Genomic DNA, 19,667 nt, shown 5'->3' with positions numbered 1-19,667 from the left:
CAGCGAAAGACGAAGGGCTGGTGCGCAGTCGCGCACCAGCCCTTCAAATTGTCTTGCCGTGAACCCTAGTGGGCGAAGTGACGCGACCCCGTCAGGTAGAGGGTGACACCCGCGGCCTTGCAGAGCTCGATGGTGTCCTGGTCGCGGATGGAGCCACCCGGCTGGACGATGGCGCGCACGCCGGCGTCGACCAGGATCTGCGGGCCGTCCGAGAACGGGAAGAAGGCATCGGACGCGGCGACCGAGCCCTTGGCGCGCTCACCGGCGCGGTCGACAGCCAGCTTGCAGGAGTCGACGCGGTTGACCTGGCCCATGCCGACGCCGACGGCCGCGCCGTCATTGGCCAGCAGGATGGCATTGGACTTCACCGAACGGCAGGCGCGCCAGGCGAATTCGAGATCGCGCAGGGTCGCCTCGTCGGCGGCGTCACCGGCGGCGAGGGTCCAGTTGGCGGGACTGTCGCCGTCGGCGTCGAGGATGTCGCGGTCCTGGAGCAGGACGCCGCCGCTGACCGGGCGCAGTTCCGCGCCCTTGCGCTGGGCGGGGGTGGCGGTCAGCACGCGCACGTTCTTCTTGCGCTGCAACACTTCCACCGCACCGGGCGCGTAGCCGGGGGCCACGATGACCTCGGTGAAGATCTCGGCGACCTGCTCGGCCATCTCGACCGACACCTCACGATTGGCCGCGATCACGCCGCCGTACGCCGAAACCGGGTCGGTGGCATGGGCTTTGCGGTGCGCCTCGGCGATGTCCGCGCCGACCGCGACGCCGCACGGGTTGGCGTGCTTGATGACCGCCACGGCCGGCTCGTCGAAGTCGTAGGCGGCGCGCCAGGCGGCGTCGGCGTCGGTGTAGTTGTTGTACGACATCTCCTTGCCGTGCAACTGTTCCGCCTGCGCCAGGCCCTGCGCGCCCGCCTCGCTGGTGTACAGCGCGGCGGCCTGATGCGGGTTCTCGCCGTAGCGCAGAATGTCCTCGCGGTTCCAGGTCGCGCCGATCCACTCCGGGAACTGCTGCGGCGCTTCGGCTTCCGCGTCGGCGGCGGCCGCGGCCGGGCTCGCGACACTCGTCATCCAGCTCGCGACGGCCACATCGTAGGTGGCGGTGTGCTGGAAAGCCTTGGCGGCCAAGGCGGTCCGCTGCGCGAGCGTGAAACCACCGGCCTGCACGGCCTCGATCACGCCGTCGTAGTCACCGGTGTTGACCACCACGGCGACCGACGGATGGTTCTTGGCGGCGGCGCGCACCATGGACGGCCCGCCGATGTCGATCTGCTCGACGCACTCGTCGATGGACGCGCCCGAGGCGACGGTCTGGGTGAACGGGTAGAGGTTCACCACCACCAGCTGGAACGCCTCCACACCCAGTTCGACGAGCTGATCCAGGTGCTCGTCCTTGCGGGTGTCGGCGAGGATGCCGGCGTGCACGCGCGGGTGCAGGGTCTTGACGCGGCCGTCCAGGGTCTCCGGAAAACCGGTCAGGTCTTCGACTTTGGTGACCGGGATGCCGGCGTCGGCGATCTTGCCGGCGGTCGAGCCGGTCGACACCAGCTCCACGCCCGCCTGATGCAGGCCGGTGGCCAGCTCGATCAGGCCGGTCTTGTCGTAGACGCTTACGAGGGCGCGCTTGATCGGCTTGCGTTCACTCACCGCAGAACTCGCTCATCTGGGATAACTGCCTTTCGTCCATCGGAGATGATGCCTCGCTCAGCGACAGCGGCGACGGTTTCCGCCAGCAGCCGGCGCTCCACGACCTTGATGCGCTCGTGCAGGGTCGCCTCGTCGTCACCGGGTTCGATCACGACCGCCTCCTGCGCGAGGATGGGGCCGGTGTCGACGCCCGCGTCGACCAGGTGCACGGTCGAACCGGTGACCCGCACGCCGTAGGCCAGCGCGTCCCGCACCCCGTGCGCGCCCGGGAAGGCGGGCAGCAGCGCGGGATGGGTGTTGATGATGCGACCGCCGAAACGGTCCAGGAACTTCGGGCCGAGGATCTTCATGAAGCCGGCCGACACCACCAGATCGGGGTCGAAGGCGGCGACGATCTCGGTCAGCGCGTGATCCCATTCGGCGCGGCCCTCGAAATCACCGAGCGCGACCTTGAACGAGGAGACGTCGAAGGCTTCCGCGTGATCGGCGGCCGCGCAATCGCGATCCACGCCGACGGCGATGACCTGCGCCGGATAGCCGGGCTGCCGGGTCGCTTCGAGCAGGGACCGCAGCAGGGAACCGGTGCCGGAGGCGAGCACGACGACGCTCGCGGGCGCGGTCGGCGGCAACGACTGGGCGGGCGTGGGCGTCAGCGCACTACTCCTGTGTCTCGGAGCGGGAAGGGATCGGCGGGGGCGGGCCGCCGCCCTAAAGACTAGCCACCGCCGGATTACGACCTGACGTCGCCCTCTACCACTTCCGCGTCGACTATGTCGGCGTTCTCGTCGGATTTCACAGTCGGGTGGTCGGCGGGCTCGTCGTCGACGAGTTCGGCTTCGAGGGCCTCGGGTCGGTCCGGGTCGTCGGGGCTGAAGTAGCAGTCGTCGTCCTCGGCGACCGTGGCGGGCTCGTCGTCCTCGGATTCGTCGTATTCGTCGTCGTAGTCGTCGTATTCGTCGTCGGCGTACTCCGTGCCGCCGTCCGCGTAGTCCTCGTCGTCGGCGTACTCGTCGCCGTCCGGGTAGTCCTCGTCGTCGTAGTCGTCGTAGTCGTCGTCGTACTCGTCGTATTCGTCCTCGACCGCGGCGGCGGTTCCGGCGGCGGGTGCGAACCAGCGCGCACCGAGCATGCCCACATAGCCGGGCACCGCCAGCCAGAGGAACGCCAGGGCCGCCGACAGCAGCACATTCGGGCCGATCCAGCCGAAGGTGCCGAGGTCTCCCCCGGCGAAAACACCCAGCAGGGTGAGCAGGACCGCGCCCACCCCGGCGGCGGTGAGGGTCGCCCACGGCGCGGCCGGCCGGTCATCGGAATGCCTGCCGCAGTCGAGTCCGCTCAGCACGCCCACAGCGGCGGGCACGAGCAGCAGCACCAGCCACCAGATGGCCACCGGACCCGACGGCACGGCCGCCGCCAACGGCACGGCCGGCACCGGTGCGCCGTCGATGGCGAAGACGCTCAGCGAGCCCTCGCCGATGCGCACCTGCCCGCCGAGCAGCACGCTCACCGCGTCGATCACGATATTGGGCAGGTAGGCCAGCGACAGCAGCGTCAAACCCACTACGCCCACAATGTTTCCCGCGCCCTGATAGGTGTCGCCGATGCGCGACCAGTGCACCAGGAACGAGACGATCGTGAGCCCGGTGGCGACCGCCAATAGTCGGTACAGGGCCCGCAATCCGGCCAGCACCCCGGGAATCACCCAGTCCGGCAAGGCGATCGGCAGCAGCTCGACGAGCTCCCGCCACCGCCGCGAGCCGATGCCCACCGCCGCCGCGAGCCCGTGCAACCCGATCACCCACGCGAATGCGACCGGCGTATCCGGCGGCTGCAATGCCACCACCGCGGAGGCGTCGTCGGCCACCGCCAGGCAGATCGCGGTCACCAGCAGCGGACCACCCACGGCCGCGCCCGCGATCCACCCGAGATCGGCGCGCCCGCATTCGGGTTCGGCCGCCCGCGCGCAGTCCCGCCCCACCATCCACAGGATGAATCCGGTCGGCAGCAGCGGCCACAGCCCCAGCGCCGTCTTCCCGATCACCAGCGGAACCTGATGCACCGCAAGCCAACTCGCCGCAATGGCCCCCGACGCGCCGGTCAGCCCGCTGCCGGCGGCGAACAGGGTCGCGAACACCAGCCCGAAGATCACCAGCAGTGTCACGCTCGACGCCCGCGCCGCCACGATGAGCAGCACCCGCGCCCGCTCGGGCGTCAGCGCCCCGAATCCTCCCTCTCCCGGATGCCGCGACTCGGGTTCGCGCGGCACCTCCCGCGCATCGTCGTCGATCCGCGCGAGAGCGGTGGACTTCGGAACGTTCATGGACAACCAGCGTGGCAGCATCGCGATGAGACCTGAGTCAGGCGCGCCGCGAAACACGGCGTGCGGCGGACGAAGCGGGACGGACGGTCGACATGCGAATGGCCCCCGGTGGGGATCACCGGGGGCCATTCACAGTGGCGTCAGCCAGAACCGCGGTTACTTGTTCTGGTCGTCCTGGCCGGGACGGAACGCGCGGGTGGCGTCGGCGGCCGGATCGGCGCTCTGCTCACTGCCGAACGGCTTGCTCTCCTGTCCGGCCTGACCGTAGGAGGGCTGGCCGTACTGCTGGCCCGGCTGCGCGGCGCCGAAGTGCTGTGTGGCGGCTTCGTTTCCGGCGGGCTGCTGCCCGTAGGACTGGCCGTATCCGCCCGGCTGCTGGCCGTACGACGGCTGCTGACCATAGGACGGCTGCTGATGCGAGCCACTGCCGTAACCCGCGGGCTGCTGCCCGTAGGACGGCTGCTGATGCTGCGGGCCGGTGCCGTACCCCGGCTGCTGGCCCGGCTGGCCGAACGCCGGCGGCTGCCCCGGCTGACCGAAGCCACCCGGCTGACCGAACGCGGACGGCTGCCCTGGCTGACCGAACTGGCCGAAGCCCGGCTGTCCGCCCGGACCGTAACCACCCTGCGGCGCAGCGGGCTTCGGCGCCGGCGGCTTCACGATGCCCATCTCGAACAGGATCACCAGCACGGCCAGCACGGCCTGCACGAACGACAGGAAGATGACCACCCAGCCGCCCCACTTGGTGCTGGCCTCACCCTGGAAGCTGCTGAACAGCAGCGCCAGGAATCCGGCCACCGAGGCGGCCGCGGCGACGCCGATCCACTCCTGCTTGGGCAGCAGCGACAGACCCGCCAGCACACCCGCGAACAGCAACAGCGCCGACAGCGCCGGAACCGATTCGAACATGCTGTAGTTGAACTCGACCACGCTGGAGTCCGAGCCCTTGTAGGGCGCGAAGCCGAGCAGGAAGTTCAGCACACCGAGGGCGGCGACACCCGCGGTCAGGAAGAAAGGCAGCCCTTTGGCCCCGGAGGGCGTCGCACTCGACCCGGCAGCAGGAGCCTGCGAGCCGTAGCCGGGTGCGTTGGAAGGCGTCGGCGCGGGCGCGTTGAATCCCGAGCCCCCGGTCGGGTATGACATGTCGTCGTCTCCTATCGAGTCGTTCACGAACTCTCACCGACGCTACTGCACGCGCCAGCGCAGGTCACGCCGTACCAACGGCCGTGGCCTTACCGCAATACCCAAAAGATGACGAAGTCCGCCTGCCGAAATCGGCAGGCGGACTTCGTTGTCAGCCTTCGAGAGTCTCGAATCAGGCGTTGACGGCAGCCTTTTCGAGGATCTCGCGCGCGAGGGCGGCGGTCTCGGACGGGGTCTTGCCGACCTTCACGCCCGCGGCCTCGAGGGCGTCCTTCTTGGCCTGGGCGGTGCCCGCCGAGCCGGACACGATGGCGCCCGCGTGGCCCATGGTCTTGCCCTCCGGCGCGGTGAAGCCCGCGACGTAGCCGACCACCGGCTTGGTGACATTGGCCTGGATGTAGGCCGCGGCCCGCTCCTCGGCGTCGCCGCCGATCTCGCCGATCATGACGATGAGCTTGGTCTCCGGGTCCTTCTCGAACGCCTCGATGGCGTCGATGTGGGTGGTGCCGATGACCGGGTCGCCGCCGATGCCGATGGCGGTGGAGAAACCGAAGTCCCGCAGCTCGTACATCATCTGGTAGGTCAGGGTGCCCGACTTCGACACCAGGCCGATCGGGCCCTTGCCCGCGATGTTGGCCGGGGTGATGCCGACCAGCGACTCACCCGGGGTGATGATGCCGGGGCAGTTCGGGCCGATGATGCGGGTCTTGTTGCCCTTCTCCACGTTGTAGGCCCACGCGTAGGCGGTGTCCTGCACCGGGATGCCCTCGGTGATGACCACGAGCAGCGGGATCTCCGCGTCGATGGCCTCGATGATGGCGTCCTTCGAGAAGGCCGGGGGCACGAAGGCGATGGAGGTGTCGGCGCCGGTCTTCTCCATGGCCTCGGCCACGGACGCGAACACGGGCAGCTCGATGTCGTTGCCGTTGGCGTCGACGTGCTTGACGGTGGTGCCCGCCTTGCGCGCGTTCACGCCGCCGACCACATTGGTGCCGGCCTTCAGCATCAGCGCGGTGTGCTTGGTGCCCTCGCCGCCGGTGATGCCCTGGACGATGACCTTGTTGTCCTTGTTCAGGAAGATAGACATATCGGTTCGTGTCCTTACTTGGCCGCGGCCAGTTCGGCGGCCTTGTCGGCGCCTTCGTCCATGGTCTGGGCGAGAGTCACCAGCGGGTGGTTGAAGTCGGCGAGGATCTTGCGGCCCTCTTCGACCTTGTTGCCGTCCAGGCGGACGACCAGCGGCTTGGAGGCCGCGTCGCCCAGGGTCTGCAGCGCGCCGACGATGCCGTTCGCGACCGCGTCACAGGCGGTGATGCCGCCGAAGACGTTCACGAACACGGACTTGACCTGGGAGTCGCCCAGGATGACGTCCAGGCCGGCGGCCATGACGGCGGCCGAGGCGCCGCCGCCGATGTCGAGGAAGTTGGCGGGCTTGACGCCGTCGTGCTTCTCACCGGCGTAGGCGACCACGTCGAGGGTCGACATGACCAGACCCGCGCCGTTGCCGATGATGCCGACCTCGCCGTCGAGCTTGACGTAGTTGAGGTCGTTCTCCTTGGCCTTGAGCTCGAGCGGATCGGTGGCTTCGATGTCCGCGAACTCGAGGTGGTCGGGGTGCCGGAATTCGGCGTTCTCGTCCAGGGTGACCTTGCCGTCGAGGGCCAGGATCTCGTTGTCGGGGGTGCGAACCAGCGGGTTCACCTCGACCAGGGTGGCGTCTTCCTTGATGAAGACCTCCCACAGCTTCTGGATGGTGACGGCCGCGGCGTCCAGGATGTCGGCGGGCAGGTGGCCCTGCTCGGCGATGGAGCGGGCGAACGCGAGGTCGACACCCTTGACGGCGTCGACGGGAACCTTGGCCAGCCGGTCCGGCTTGGTGGCGGCCACCTCTTCGATCTCCATGCCGCCCTCGACCGAGCACATGGCCAGGTAGGTGCGGTTGGAGCGATCGAGCAGGAAGGAGATGTAGTACTCCGAGGCGATGTCCTTGGCCTCGGCAACCAGGATCTTCTTGGTGATGTGGCCCTTGATGTCCAGGCCCAGGATGTTCTGGGCGTGGGTGAAGGCGTCGTCCGGGGTGGCGGCGTACTTCACGCCACCGGCCTTGCCGCGGCCACCGACTTTGACCTGCGACTTGATCATCACAGGCTTGCCGATTTCTTCCGCGATGGCACGGGCGTCCTCGGCCGAGTCCGTGACGCGGCCCTCCGACGAAGGCACTCCGTGCTTCACGAAGAGTTCCTTCGCCTGATATTCGAAGAGATCCATGTACTCACCGTCTCGTCTGCGTTGTTGTGACAACGTCTTGGTTGGCGGCCCGTCGTCGGAGGCGGGTCGGGTCGGACTCTAATCAGTCACATGGAGCCGAAATCAGCCGCATACAGCCTAAGTGGCGCAGGTCACGGAACTGTCTCCGGCCAGGCAAAACGGCGATGAAATCCTACTGACGAGTAGCTTGTTGACGGCGCGCCAGGTAGAGCCCGGGAATCCCGGAGAGTGGCGCTCGCTACTACATCTTGTCGTTGACAAGCCTCACATGGTTACCCCCAGCACAGTGAGCCAATCCAAGCGTGCAAGGTGATGAATGTCACAGCCCGGCCACGACGCCGCTCCATCGCTTGCTGACGCGCAATCGTTTCGTTACCGTCGATGCGGTCGATGTCACAACCCGGTCACGACAGGAGGACGGCAGGCTTGACGCAGCACAGCGCTCCGCAGGTAGAGAGCCGCTCCGCGGATGAAACATCGGCATTCGCACAGCTCCGGGACAAGCTCCGATGAGCGACGGCCCCTTCCCCTCGCCCAGCCGCGCCCGGCACGGCCACCGCTACCGCGAGGAAGCCGAGAACTACGGCGGCGCAACGCATTTCGACGCACCGCAAACCTTCGACGGTCAGGTCTCGCACGGCGGCTGGGGCACCGGCCCGGCGTGGACCACGCCCGCCGAACCGCAGTGGGACGCCCAGCAGCAGTGGGAAGACCCCGCCGCCGCGGCGCAGTGGAACGACGGAACACAGTGGGATAACGGCGCTTCCACCGAATGGGATGCCGCCCCCGAATGGAATTCCGGCGAGCAGTGGCAGTCCCAGCCCGAATGGGACACCCCGGTTGACGACCAATCCGCGTGGGATTCCCGCGATCACTGGTCCACCACCTCGACCACCAATGGCTGGGCGGCCCCGAATCCGGCCGACTACTCGCCGCGCCCGGACTGGGGCGACGATCCGGCCCCCTCGGGCGACTACCGCCCGGCCTACACCTTCCGCACCGCCTCCGGCGAGAAGCTCACCTTCTCCGGCGACGGCGCGCGCCTCGACAAGCACGACGACGAACACGCCGATTCCGAAGCGGCACAGCCGCGCCCGACCCGTGCGGGCGGCCGTCGCCGCGCCGCCGGTGGTGGCGCGCACCGCCTGCCCGCCCCGCCGACCGCGCTGAAGGGCCGCGCCGCCGTGGTGGCCGTGGCCGCCGGCGCCGTGGTCGCTGCGGGCCAGACCGGCATCGAGGTGTCCGGCGCCCCCTCCGACACCGTGGACTTCCAGGCCGCCGCTCAGGTCAAGGAGATCGCGGCCAACGAGACCATCGGCCTGGCCGACGCTCCCGCCGCGGGCGCGCCGCAGGTGCTCAATGTCGGTGCGCCGGTGAACATCGACCAGTTCAACGACATTCTGGAGAAGGGCGCGCGCTACGCCGCCGATCTGGCCGCCGCCGAGGCCGCCAAGCTGCGGCCCCTGTTCTCCAAGTTCGCCAATGGCAACTTCACCTCCGGCTTCGGTATGCGCTGGGGTGTGCAGCACGCGGGCGTGGACGTGGCCGCGCCGATCGGCACCCCCATCTACGCGGTGGCCGACGGCACCGTGCTGGAGGCCGGTCCCGCTTCGGGTTTCGGCATGTGGGTGCGTCTGCTGCACGATGACGGCACCGTCACCATCTACGGCCACATCGACACGGCCACCGTGTCGCAGGGGCAGCGCGTCATGGCCGGCGATCAGATCGCCACGGTCGGCAACCGCGGCTTCTCCACTGGCCCGCACTGCCACTTCGAGGTGTGGCTGAACGGCGTCGACAAGATCGACCCGATTCCGTGGCTGGCCTCGCGCGGCATCTCACTCGGCATCCAGCGCGACTGAGCACCACTTTCGTCATCCCGGCATGCTCTTAGCCGGGATCCACAGAGCAACGCACGCTATCCGTGTCGATCCCGGCCAAAAGCGCGCCGGGATGACGGGGGTACGTCCGCGATAATCTGACGCACCGCCCTCAACGGCGCTGCGCGGTAACCGGTTTCGAGGCTTCGCTGGAGGAGGCCGATGCCCAGCGTCCGAGGGATTGAAAGGCATCGCGCAACCAGGGCGCGCGGCGATGGTGCGGGCGGATGCGGTCGGCCCAGCGCGGATTGGATTCGTCGCGGCGGTAGACCGGGATCTGGCCCGCCATGCGGAAGTGCAGCCGGGTCGCCTTGCCGACCACCTCACCGTCGGTGGCGACCGCTTCGGGCGACGGCAGATCCACCAGGAGTTCCGGCAATTGGCGTTCGCCGTAGACCTTGGAGTGGCCGATGGCCGAGAGCGCGAGCGCCAGGAAGGCGCGGGTGCGGGACCAGCGCACGTCCGCCCGGATCCAGCGGATGTCGAGCAGTCCGGAGTCGAGGCGGTCGCGGAAGGCCGGGACCGCGCCGTGCGGGTGGTAGGGCCCATTGCCGATGAACAGGAACCAGACCTGCTGCCAGCGCCCGTCGATCTGGATCCGGATGGATTCGGCGCGGTGCAGGGTGACCACGAGGGCGGCCGCGAAGGCGGGCCACTTGCCCCAGCGGTGCTGCCACTTCTCCCGCATGCGCACCATGTCCGGATAGGTGCCGATGCTCGCGGTATTGAGCAGATACCTTGTGCTGGAACCGGTTTCATCCTCCAGCTCGACACTGGCCACGTCGACGGCGACCGCTTCGCCCATGCTGGTGGCGTCGACCACCTCGATCAGGTCGTAGACGCCGAGATCGCGGGCGAAGTGGTTGAGCGTCCCGGTGGGGACGACGGCCAGCGGCAGCTTGTGGCGCAGCGCGACCGCGGCGATGGCGGCCACGGTGCCGTCGCCACCCGCCACGCCGACCGCCTGCACGGCTCCCCCGAGTTCGGCGAGCACCTGTTCGAGTTGTTCGGCGGCGTCGAGATCCTTCTGCGTACGCAGCACGACGGCTTGCGGCAGCGCCTCGGCGATATCGTCGAACGGATCGTAGTTCGGGTCACCGGACACCGGATTCACCACGACCACAAGACCTTTGCCGTACGGCATGGCCGGCGCCTCGCGCACCGGCCGGGCCAGCGCCTCGTCGGATTCGCGCACCGGCCACCAGCGCTGGGTGGCCAGCGCGACCGCGGAACCGACTGCGGCGCCGACGAATACGTCCGAGCTCCAGTGCACACCGGTGTGAACGCGCGAGTACGCGACCGTGGCGGCCAGCGGCGCGACAACCAGTGCGGTGCGCGGACTTTCGAGCGCGACAGCGGTCGCGAAGGCCGCCGCACAGGCACTGTGCCCGGACGGGAACGACGACGACAGCGGAGCCGGCACCAGCCGCCGGTGCACGGGCAGCACCTCGGCGGCCGGCCGCCGCCGCGCAATGAGCGTCTTCATCCCCGCATTGACAACGAGGCTGGCCCCCGCGACGGACACGGTCCCGCGCAGCGCGGCCCGCCGCGTCGCGCCCTTGCGCGTGGCCAGCGCGGCGGCGATCCCCAGCCACAGTCCGCTGTAATTCGCGGTGCGCGTGAGCCGCAACATCCCCACATCGACCTTGGACGCGGGCAGCGCCCCCACCGCATTCTCGACCGCTCGATCGAATCGTCCTACCCGGTGAAACTTCCGGTCCAGCCACCCACTCACCGCGCCGACACTACCGATATCGACCAAACCCTGTCCTGACACCATGCGGCGCAGGGCATTTCGATGACGCGGCGGGTAGGTCGATGATCGCACCAGCTACATCGTAGTCAACTACGTGAACGCACTGTCGACCGAAGTCTCCAGCGTGGAGCCATCCGAGAACGCTCACTCCGAACACCAGAGTCACCGGCGGGCATCCCCGCCCAACTCGAACGGCCCCGCCCCCAGCAGCTCCTCGCTGTTGGCGATGGCACAACGGAGGATTCAGCACGGGGCCTACGTAGCCGAGGTGGTCACGGCTGCTGCGGTAGAGGGAATTGTCCCGAACGGGGCCTGGGGTCAGAGTTTGGTGAGGGGGCTGTGCTGGGGCATGAGGCGGATTTTGCCGGCGGTGCCGAAGTCGATGGTGGCTGTGGCGAGGGCGCCGAAGCCTTCGGCGGCTATGACGCGGCCGAGGCCGTATTTGTCGTGGCTGACGCGGTCGCCTACGGCCAGTACGAGATTCGAGTTGCTGCGCTTGGTGGCGGCGGGGGCGGGGCGGCGGTCGGTGCGGGCGCTGATGCCGGGGCGGTCGTTCCAGCCGTCGCCGCGGGTCCAGTCGCGTTCGAAGCCGTCGTCGTCGCCGCGGCGGCGGACGAAGCCGCGCTGGGTGGAGGTGGGTTCGAGGCGACGCCAGTCCATGAGGTGGCCGGGGATCTCTTGCAGGAAGCGAGATTCCGGGCCGGAGGTGGGCTGCCCCCAGGCCGAGCGCACGATGGCGCGGGTGAGGTAGAGGCGTTTGCGGGCGCGGGTGATGCCGACGTAGGCGAGGCGGCGTTCCTCGGCCAGTTCGGCCGGGTCGCCGAGGGCGCGCATGTGCGGGAACTGCCCGTCCTCCCAGCCGGTCACGAAGACGACGGGGAATTCGAGGCCCTTGGCGGTGTGCAGGGTCATGAGCGTCACCACGCCGGTGCCCTCGTCGGGGATCTGATCGGAGTCGGCCACGAGGGAGACGCGTTCGAGGAAGGCGGCCAGCGATCCGGGATCGGGTTCACCCTCACCGGCTTCGGGCAGTAGCCCTTCGGCCCGCGCCGCCTCGACATTGTTGCGCGCCTCGGAGCTGAATTCGCGTGCGACGCTGACCAATTCGTTGAGGTTGTCGAGCCGCGCCCCGTCCTGCGGATCGTCGGAGGCTTCGAGTTCGGCGCGGTAGCCGGTGCGGTCGAGCACCGCCTCGACCACATTGCCGACGTCCGGGAAGTCGAGATCCTCCTGTGTGCCGGCCGCGCGCACCTCTTCGAGCAGCTCCAGGAAGCCCGCGATGGCCCGCTGGGACCGGGTGTTGAGCAGCGCCACCTTGCCGTCGGCGGCATCCCGAAGCGCTTGCGCGAAGCCGACATTGCGCTGTTCGGCATGCACGGCCACGCACGCTTCGGCCCGATCGCCGATCCCCCGGCGCGGGGTGTTGAGAATGCGGCGCAGGCTCACCGCGTCCTCGGGATTTTCCAGCACGCGCAGGTAGGCGACGATATCGCGCACTTCCTTGCGCTCGTAGAACCGAACGCCGCCGACCACCTTGTACGGCAGCCCCATGCGGATGAAGATCTCTTCCAACGCCCGGGAGTTGTTGTTGGTGCGATAGAACACCGCGACATCGCCGTAGTTGGCATCGCCCTGATCGACGAGCCGGTCGATTTCGCGTGCCACGAACGAGGCTTCGTCGTGCTCGTTGTCGGCGACGTATCCGACGATCAGTTCGCCGTCGCCCTGATCGGTCCACAGCTTCTTGTCGCGCCGGTTCTCATTGCGGGAGATCACGGCATTGGCGGCGGTCAGAATGCGCTGCGTGGACCGGTAGTTCTGTTCCAGCAGAATGGTTTCCGCATCGGGGAAGTCGCGTTCGAACTCCTCGATATTGCGAATGGTCGCGCCGCGGAAGGCATAGATGGACTGATCGGCGTCGCCCACCACGCACAGTTCGCTGGGCGGCACCCGATCCTCGGAGTCCTTGGGCAGGTGATGCCCGACGAGCTCCCGCACCAGCACGTACTGCGCGTGGTTGGTGTCCTGGTACTCGTCGACCAGCACGTGCCGGAACCGCCGCCGGTAGTACTCGGCCACCTGCGGATGCTTCTGCAGCACCGCGACCGTCTCACCGATCAGATCGTCGAAGTCGAGGGCATTGGCCGCGCGCAGCCGCCGCTGGTATTCGTCGTAGACCTTGGCGACGAGCCGCGGCATCTCGGTGTCCTCGGTCGCGGCGTCGGCGGCGGCCTGATCCGGATCGATGAGCTCGTTCTTGAGATTGGAGATGGCGGTGGCGAGCAGCCGCGGCGTGTACTTCTTCGGATCGATCTCGAGGTCGCGGCTGATCATGGCGAGCAGTCGCCGCGAGTCGTCGGCGTCGTAGATGGAGAAGTTGGTGTTGAGCCCGCCCGGCACCAGCGCGGCCTGGGTCCGCAGAATGCGCACGCAGGTGGAGTGGAAGGTGGACACCCACATGCTAGCGGCGCGTGGCCCCACCAATCCGGCCACGCGTTCACGCATTTCGGCGGCGGCCTTGTTGGTGAAGGTGATGGCCAGGATCTCGCCGGGCCGCACGCCGCGGGCGGCGAGCAGATAGGCGATGCGCCGGGTGAGCACGGCGGTTTTCCCGGATCCGGCTCCGGCCACGATCAGCAGCGGAGTGCCGGTGTGTACCACCGCGGCGCGCTGTTGTGGATTCAGCCCTTCGAGCAACTGCTCGGTCTTCTGCTCGTCCTGTGCCACCGTCGTGTTCATCGCCCATCCACGTTACTGGCGCGCACCGACAGACTGACAGCCCGCTGGCAGAGCCGTCCGAATAGTGCCGGTCGAGCGAATTTCGAGTGAACATCGGCCGCCGAAAACTCAGGAGATTCACAAATGAAGGCGTTTTCGTTTGGTCATCCCACGTGGCACACTGGCCACATGACCGGCGCTGGTGGCAACACGATGCGGACCCAGCGCACCCCCGGGGGGACAATGAAGGCCGAACAGGTCTGATTCTTGGTGAAGAACCGATCGGTAACAGGTCGGCACCTCATGCCGATCGACGTTCTGGACCACGAGGAGTGAAAGTATGAGCATCTCGACGACGGGACAATCCGAGCCTGCCACCGGGTCGGACTCCGCCCTCCCCTCCGAGGCGGAGATCGAGAAGCTGCGCAAGGAGATCGACAAGCTCGACGCCGAGATCCTCGCCGCCATCAAGCGCCGCACCGAGGTGTCGCGCATCATCGGCCGCACGCGCATGGCCAATGGCGGCCCGAAGCTGGTGCATTCGCGCGAGATGAAGGTGCTCGAGCGCTTCAGCGAGCTGGGCCAGGAGGGTCACACCCTCGCCATGCTGCTGCTGCGCCTGGGCCGCGGCCGCCTGGGCCACTAGCCGTGAGCCCGCGTCACTAGCCGGGTGTTAACGCCGGGCAGCGTGCCCGGGATATTCACGCGGAACTACCGCGCGCCCTGGTTCGCCGACGGGCTGCCGGTTCCCACGAGACCACGCCTTGCCCGTGAGAGCGAGTGAGGCTTCCCCAGGCCGCCCCGGGTGTCTATCGCCCCGGGGCGGTTCTTTCACGGTTCGGGCGACGCGGCGGGCACCCCGGCTGATTACGGCAGCGCGATGTACTTGGTGTCGAGGTACTCCTCGATGCCCTCGAACCCGCCCTCACGGCCGAAGCCGGATTCCTTGACGCCGCCGAAGGGCGCGGCCGGATCGGAGATGACGCCGCGGTTGACGCCGACCATGCCGGTCTCCAGCCCCTCGGCCACGCGCAGGGCGCGGTCCAGGCTCTTCGTGTAAACGTATGCGACCAGGCCGAATTCGGTGTTGTTGGCGGCGGCGAGACCCTCTTCCTCGGTGTCGAAGCCGACGATCGGGGCGACCGGGCCGAACACTTCCTCGCGCAGGATGCGGGCTTGGGCGGGAATGTCGGTCAGCACGGTGGCCGGGTAGAACCAGCCGGGGCCGCCGGGAGCCTTGCCGCCCAGGGCGATCTGCGCGCCGGCGCTCACGGCGTCGTCGACGAGACCGGTCACGGTGTCGAGCTGATCCTCGTTGATGAGCGGTCCGAGGGTGGTCGACGGTTCGGTGCCATTGCCGAGTTTGTACTCCCCCATGGCCGCCACGAGCTTGTCGGTGAATTCCTGGCGAACCGAGTTCTGCACGTGGAATCGGTTTGCCGCCGTGCAGGCTTCGCCGCCATTGCGCAGCTTGGCCAGCACCGCCCCCTGCACCGCGGCGTCGAGGTCGGCGTCGTCGAAGACCACGAAGGGCGCGTTGCCGCCGAGTTCCATGGAGGTGCGCAGCAGTCCGTGCGCCGAGGACTCGACGAGCTTCTTGCCGACCGGGGTGGATCCGGTGAAGGTGAGCTTGCGCAGTCGCGGATCGTTGAGCAGCGGCGCGGTGACAGCGCTGGAACGACTCGTGGTGATGACCGACAGCACCCCGTCGGGCAGGCCCGCCTCGGAGCAGAGCTTGGCGAGCAGCAGCATGGTGAGCGGAGTCTCACCGGCGGGCTTGACGATCATGGTGCAGCCCGCGGCGAGCGCGGGCCCGATCTTGCGGGTGCCCATGGCGAGCGGGAAGTTCCACGGCGTGATGGCCAGGCACGGCCCGACAGGCTGCTTGGTCACCAGAATCCGGCCGGTCCCGGCGGGCGCGGGCTGATAGCGCCCGTGCACACGCACCGCCTCCTCGCTGAACCAGCGGAAGAACTCCGCCCCGTACTTCACCTCATTGCGGGATTCGGGCAGCGCCTTGCCCATTTCGAGGGTCATGAGCAGCGCGAACTCCTCGGCCCGCGCGGTGATGGCTTCGAAGACCGCGCGCAGGATCTCCCCGCGCTGCCGGGCCGGCGTGGCCGCCCATTCGGCCTGCACCGCCGCCGCGGCGTCGAGGGCGCGCACGGCGTCCTCGGGGGTGGCGTCCGCGACTTCGACGAGCACCTCGCCGGTCGCCGGATTGTGCACCGGGAAGGTCTTGCCGCCGGTCGCGTCGACCGGGCCGCCGATCCAGAGCCGGGTGGGGACGGATTGCAGAACATCGTGTTCGGTCGCCATATTCGCCAGCCTAGGCCGGTGTCCGAGAGCACAGCCGGAGTCCGGGCGAATCCGGCATCGGCGCTGCGTTCACCTGGGGTTACCTGCGCGTAGCGGCCAGTGGTTGTAACCTCGGCGGACGTGAGCAGCGACATCACCGCATCGGCGGCCTGGCGGAAACTGCACGACCACCATGCGGCGATCGCCGGACGGCATCTGCGTGAGTTCTTCGCCGAGGACCCGGAGCGCGGCCGGGAGCTGACCGTGCAGGTCGGTGACCTGCACATCGACTACTCCAAGCACCGCGTGACGCGCGAAACCCTGGACCTGCTGGTCGAATTGGCCGAGACGGCCGAACTCGAGCAGCGGCGCGACGCCATGTTCGCGGGCGCGCACATCAACACCTCCGAGGATCGGGCGGTGGCGCACTGGGCGCTGCGGCTGCCCGCCGCACAGCCCACCGACATCGACGGCGAGGATGCCGACGCGCAGGTGCACGAAGTCCTGCGGCGCATGGGCGAATTCACCGATTCGGTGCGGAGCGGCGAGTGGCGCGGCGCGACCGGCGAGCGCATCACCACGGTGGTGAACATCGGCATCGGCGGTTCGGATCTGGGCCCGGCGATGGTGTTCCTCGCACTGCGGCATTACGCCGACGCGGGCATCTCGGCCCGCTTCGTGTCGAATGTCGATCCGGCGGACCTGGTTTCGAAGCTGGACGGCCTGGATCCGGCGAAAACGCTGTTCGTGGTGGCGTCCAAGACCTTCTCCACGCTGGAGACGCTCACCAACGCGACAGCCGCGCGGCGCTGGCTGGTGGCCGCGCTCGGCGAGGAGGCGGTGGCCAAGCATTTCGTGGCCGTGTCCACGCACGCGGATCGGGTGGCGGCCTTCGGAATCGACACCGCGAACATGTTCGGCTTCTGGGATTGGGTCGGCGGCCGCTACTCGGTGGATTCGGCCATCGGGCTGTCGGTCATGGCGGTGATCGGCAAGGAGCGCTTCGCCGAATTCCTGGCCGGATTCCACACCGTGGACGAGCACTTCCGCACCGCTCCCCTGACCGAGAACGCCCCCGTGCTGCTGGGCCTGCTGGGCCTCTGGTACTCGAATTTCTTCGGCGCGGAATCCCGTGCGGTGCTGCCGTATTCGAACGATATGGCGCGCTTCCCGGCGTATCTGCAGCAGCTGACCATGGAATCCAACGGCAAGTCGGTGCGAGCCGACGGCACGCCGGTGACCACCTCGACGGGTGAGATCTTCTGGGGCGAGCCGGGAACCAACGGCCAGCACGCGTTCTATCAACTGCTGCACCAGGGTACGCGGCTGGTGCCCGCCGACTTCATCGGATTCGCCCGTCCCACAGACGATCTGCCGACCCTCGACGGCACCGGCAGCATGCACGACATCCTCATGAGCAATCTGTTCGCGCAGACCAAGGTGCTGGCCTTCGGCAAGACGGCCGAGGAGATCGCCGCGGAGGGCACCGATCCGAAGATCGTGCCGCACAAGGTGATGCCGGGCAACCGGCCCTCCACCGCCATTCTCGCGCCGCAGCTGACTCCGTCGGTGCTGGGTCAGCTCATCGCCCTCTACGAGCATCAGGTGTTCACCGAGGGCGCGATCTGGGGAATCGACAGCTTCGACCAGTGGGGTGTGGAGCTGGGCAAGCAGCAGGCGCTGGCCCTCGAACCGCTGCTCACCTCGGCGCAAGCGCCCGCACCCCAGGACGATTCGTCCACGGACGCGCTCATTCGCTGGTATCGCGACCACCGCTGAGCCGTCCGCCCGTGCTCAGCTGGTGTGCCGGCTGAGCACGTCGTAGGCGAGCGTGGCGTCCTCCGGGAAGACCAGGATGCGGAACCGGTCCGGTTCGTTGCGCCGGCGATGGGCGGCGCGGGCGCGGCCCGTGGTGGCGCGCACCCCGTAGGCGTGCAGCAGCTGGCGGACGGTGTGGGCGGCGCGCTCGTCGAGCACGGTGGCCGCCGGGACCAGGAGTCCGTAATCACCGGCCGCCCGTGCACGATGGGCCCGGAACCAGCCGCTCATGACCGAGTCCCGCTGTCCTGCTTGGCCTTCAGCATGGCGAGCTGAGCCTGCTCGGCGTGCTCCTCGCCCGCTTCGATCACCGTCCGCTCGGCTTCCGGATCGGCGCGCAGGAACGAGCCGACACCGGGCTTACCCGCCGCACCGAGCTTGTTCATCTTCTTCGGCACCGGCGCGCCCTCGTACTCGACCTGCCCCAGCGACTGATGCATCTCGATGTACTCGCCGTGCGGCAGCCGTTTGATGATGCCGGTTTCGATGCCGTGCGCGAGCACCGCGCGGTCGCTGCGCTGCAGGCCCAGGCAGAACCGGTAGGCCGCGAAGTAGGCCAGCGGCGGCGCGATCAGCAGCGCGATGCGGAAGAACCAGGTCGTCGCGTTCAGCGAGATGTGGAACTGCACCGCGATGATGTCGTTGACGCACGCCAGCGTGAGCACCAGATAGAACGCGATGGCCATGGCTCCGATGGCGGTGCGCACCGGCACATCTCGTGGCCGCTGCAGCAGATTGTGGTGCGCACGATCACCGGTGAGCCGCTTCTCGATCCACGGGTAGAGCGGGATCGCCACGAGCACCAGCGCCATGATCACCGCCACCCAGAACGCGGCCGGGATGGTGTAGTTGCCGATGTAGATCTCCCACGGCGGCATGAGCCGCGCCAGGCCGTCGGTCCACATCATGTAGAAGTCCGGCTGCGAGCCCGCCGACACCTGCGCCGGGTTGTACGGCCCCAGATTCCAGATCGGATTGATCTGCAGGACGCCGCCCATGACCGCCACCGTGCCCAGGGTGAAGGCGAAGAACGCGCCCTGATCCAGCGAGAACACCGGAATGATGCGCGCGCCCACCACATTCCGCTCGGTGCGGGCGGGACCTGGGAACTGCGTGTGCTTCTGGTACCAGACCAGCGCGATATGGGTCGCGATGAGCGCCAGCATGATTCCGGGGAACAGCAGCACATGCGTGATGTAGAGCCGCGGAATCAGCACCGTCCCAGGGAATTCCCCGCCGAACAGGAAGAAGTGCGTCCAGGTGCCGATCACGGGCACCGCCATGGTGATGCCGCCCAGCGGCGACCGCAGCCCGGTGCCGGAGAGCAGATCGTCGGGCAGCGAATACCCGAAGTAGCCCTCGAACATGGCCAGAATCAACAGGATCGAGCCCACCACCCAGGTGGCCTCGCGCGGCCGCCGGAACGCTCCGGTGAAGAACACCCGGAACATGTGGATGATGATCGAGGCCGCGAACAGCAGTGCGGCCCAATGGTGGACCTGCCGCACGAACAGTCCGCCGCGCGTCTCGAAGGAGATGTCGAGCACGCTCTGATAGGCGGCGGACATGCGCACACCGCGCAGCGGCTGATAGGCCCCGTCGTAGACCACCTCGGTCATGGACGGATCGAAGTACAGGGTCAGGTAGATGCCCGACAGCAGCAGGATGACGAAGCTGTAGAGCGCGATCTCCCCGAGCAGGAACGACCAGTGCGTCGGGAACACCTTGTTGATGGAGCGTTTCACGAACGCCGCCGCGTGATAGCGCTGGTCGGCGGCGTCGGCATGCTGTGCGACGGTGGTGCTCATATCCAACAG

Annotated in this window: 14 protein-coding genes; 3 read left to right on the top strand and 11 right to left on the bottom strand. The window is 68.2% G+C overall.

All coding sequences use genetic code 11. The annotated features are described in order from the left end of the window. Positions 1–65: 65 nt before the first annotated feature. From purH to sucC, 6 genes are all read right to left on the bottom strand, one after another. On the bottom strand, positions 66–1,649 hold the full coding sequence (gene purH / locus H0264_RS09655) for a bifunctional phosphoribosylaminoimidazolecarboxamide formyltransferase/IMP cyclohydrolase (RefSeq protein WP_181583652.1): 1,584 nt from the start codon (positions 1,647–1,649) through the stop codon (positions 66–68). Further along, positions 1,646–2,302 carry a phosphoribosylglycinamide formyltransferase gene (purN, locus tag H0264_RS09650; protein WP_181585404.1) on the bottom strand — a complete coding sequence of 219 codons (657 nt, stop codon included), beginning with the start codon at positions 2,300–2,302 and terminating at the stop codon, positions 1,646–1,648. The genes purH and purN overlap by 4 nt, the downstream gene beginning before the upstream one ends. A 77-nt stretch (positions 2,303–2,379) precedes the next feature. Beyond that, entirely contained in the window at positions 2,380–3,969 is a 1,590-nt protein-coding gene (locus H0264_RS09645) for a cell division protein PerM (protein WP_181583651.1), read from the bottom strand. 156 nt (positions 3,970–4,125) lie between these two features. Continuing rightward, positions 4,126–5,112 carry a DUF5336 domain-containing protein gene (locus tag H0264_RS09640; protein WP_181583650.1) on the bottom strand — a complete coding sequence of 329 codons (987 nt, stop codon included), beginning with the start codon at positions 5,110–5,112 and terminating at the stop codon, positions 4,126–4,128. A gap of 172 nt (positions 5,113–5,284) precedes the next feature. Then, positions 5,285–6,199: a succinate--CoA ligase subunit alpha gene (gene sucD / locus H0264_RS09635; RefSeq protein WP_181583649.1), complete on the bottom strand. Its 915-nt coding sequence runs from the start codon at positions 6,197–6,199 to the stop codon at positions 5,285–5,287. 14 nt (positions 6,200–6,213) lie between these two features. After that, the gene (gene sucC / locus H0264_RS09630; RefSeq protein ID WP_181583648.1) at positions 6,214–7,380 is read right to left on the bottom strand and encodes an ADP-forming succinate--CoA ligase subunit beta; all 1,167 of its coding nucleotides are present in this window, start codon (positions 7,378–7,380) and stop codon (positions 6,214–6,216) included. Between the two features lie 509 nt (positions 7,381–7,889). Here sucC and H0264_RS39175 point away from each other — a divergent pair. Continuing rightward, positions 7,890–9,242 (top strand): M23 family metallopeptidase, encoded by a 1,353-nt coding sequence (locus tag H0264_RS39175; RefSeq protein WP_181583647.1) that lies wholly within the window; start codon positions 7,890–7,892, stop codon positions 9,240–9,242. A 130-nt stretch (positions 9,243–9,372) separates the two neighbouring features. Here H0264_RS39175 and H0264_RS09620 read toward each other — a convergent pair whose 3' ends face one another. Then, entirely contained in the window at positions 9,373–11,088 is a 1,716-nt protein-coding gene (locus H0264_RS09620; protein WP_244976144.1) for a bifunctional phosphatase PAP2/diacylglycerol kinase family protein, read from the bottom strand. 246 nt (positions 11,089–11,334) lie between these two features. Continuing rightward, positions 11,335–13,755, bottom strand: coding sequence for a DNA helicase PcrA (pcrA, locus tag H0264_RS09615; protein WP_181583646.1), 2,421 nt, complete (start codon positions 13,753–13,755; stop codon positions 11,335–11,337). A 319-nt stretch (positions 13,756–14,074) separates the two neighbouring features. Between pcrA and H0264_RS09610 the strand changes: the two genes are divergently transcribed. Further along, the gene (locus H0264_RS09610) at positions 14,075–14,380 is read left to right on the top strand and encodes a chorismate mutase (protein ID WP_181583645.1); all 306 of its coding nucleotides are present in this window, start codon (positions 14,075–14,077) and stop codon (positions 14,378–14,380) included. A 221-nt stretch (positions 14,381–14,601) separates the two neighbouring features. Here the strand turns inward: H0264_RS09610 and H0264_RS09605 are convergent, their stop codons facing one another. Continuing rightward, the gene (locus H0264_RS09605) at positions 14,602–16,053 is read right to left on the bottom strand and encodes an NAD-dependent succinate-semialdehyde dehydrogenase (RefSeq protein ID WP_181583644.1); all 1,452 of its coding nucleotides are present in this window, start codon (positions 16,051–16,053) and stop codon (positions 14,602–14,604) included. Positions 16,054–16,173: 120 nt separating this feature from the next. On the opposite strand from H0264_RS09605, the gene pgi reads away from it, so the two are divergent. Continuing rightward, a complete protein-coding gene (pgi, locus tag H0264_RS09600; RefSeq protein ID WP_181583643.1) occupies positions 16,174–17,811 on the top strand; it encodes a glucose-6-phosphate isomerase in 1,638 nt (545 codons plus the stop codon). A gap of 15 nt (positions 17,812–17,826) precedes the next feature. Here pgi and H0264_RS09595 read toward each other — a convergent pair whose 3' ends face one another. Together H0264_RS09595 and qcrB are read right to left on the bottom strand one after the other, a co-directional pair. Further along, a complete protein-coding gene (locus H0264_RS09595; RefSeq protein WP_181583642.1) occupies positions 17,827–18,081 on the bottom strand; it encodes a hypothetical protein in 255 nt (84 codons plus the stop codon). After that, positions 18,078–19,658 carry a cytochrome bc1 complex cytochrome b subunit gene (qcrB, locus tag H0264_RS09590; RefSeq protein ID WP_181583641.1) on the bottom strand — a complete coding sequence of 527 codons (1,581 nt, stop codon included), beginning with the start codon at positions 19,656–19,658 and terminating at the stop codon, positions 18,078–18,080. The genes H0264_RS09595 and qcrB overlap by 4 nt, the downstream gene beginning before the upstream one ends. Between the last annotated feature and the right edge of the window lie 9 nt (positions 19,659–19,667).

The organism is Nocardia huaxiensis (assembly GCF_013744875.1).
GTDB classification, from domain to species: Bacteria; Actinomycetota; Actinomycetes; order Mycobacteriales; family Mycobacteriaceae; genus Nocardia; species Nocardia huaxiensis.
This window is presented reverse-complemented; position numbering and strand designations above follow the sequence as displayed.

Bases quoted from the DNA above. Each gene is read 5' to 3' on its own strand.
- H0264_RS09645 (WP_181583651.1), bottom strand. From the start codon at position 3,969: ATGAACGTTCCGAAGTCCACCGCTCTCGCGCGGATCGACGACGATGCG.
- H0264_RS09640 (WP_181583650.1), bottom strand. From the start codon at position 5,112: ATGTCATACCCGACCGGGGGCTCGGGATTCAACGCGCCCGCGCCGACG.
- sucD (WP_181583649.1), bottom strand. From the start codon at position 6,199: ATGTCTATCTTCCTGAACAAGGACAACAAGGTCATCGTCCAGGGCATC.
- sucC (WP_181583648.1), bottom strand. From the start codon at position 7,380: ATGGATCTCTTCGAATATCAGGCGAAGGAACTCTTCGTGAAGCACGGA.
- H0264_RS39175 (WP_181583647.1), top strand. From the start codon at position 7,890: ATGAGCGACGGCCCCTTCCCCTCGCCCAGCCGCGCCCGGCACGGCCAC.
- pcrA (WP_181583646.1), bottom strand. From the start codon at position 13,755: ATGAACACGACGGTGGCACAGGACGAGCAGAAGACCGAGCAGTTGCTC.
- H0264_RS09610 (WP_181583645.1), top strand. From the start codon at position 14,075: ATGAGCATCTCGACGACGGGACAATCCGAGCCTGCCACCGGGTCGGAC.
- H0264_RS09605 (WP_181583644.1), bottom strand. From the start codon at position 16,053: ATGGCGACCGAACACGATGTTCTGCAATCCGTCCCCACCCGGCTCTGG.
- H0264_RS09595 (WP_181583642.1), bottom strand. From the start codon at position 18,081: ATGAGCGGCTGGTTCCGGGCCCATCGTGCACGGGCGGCCGGTGATTAC.
- qcrB (WP_181583641.1), bottom strand. From the start codon at position 19,658: ATGAGCACCACCGTCGCACAGCATGCCGACGCCGCCGACCAGCGCTAT.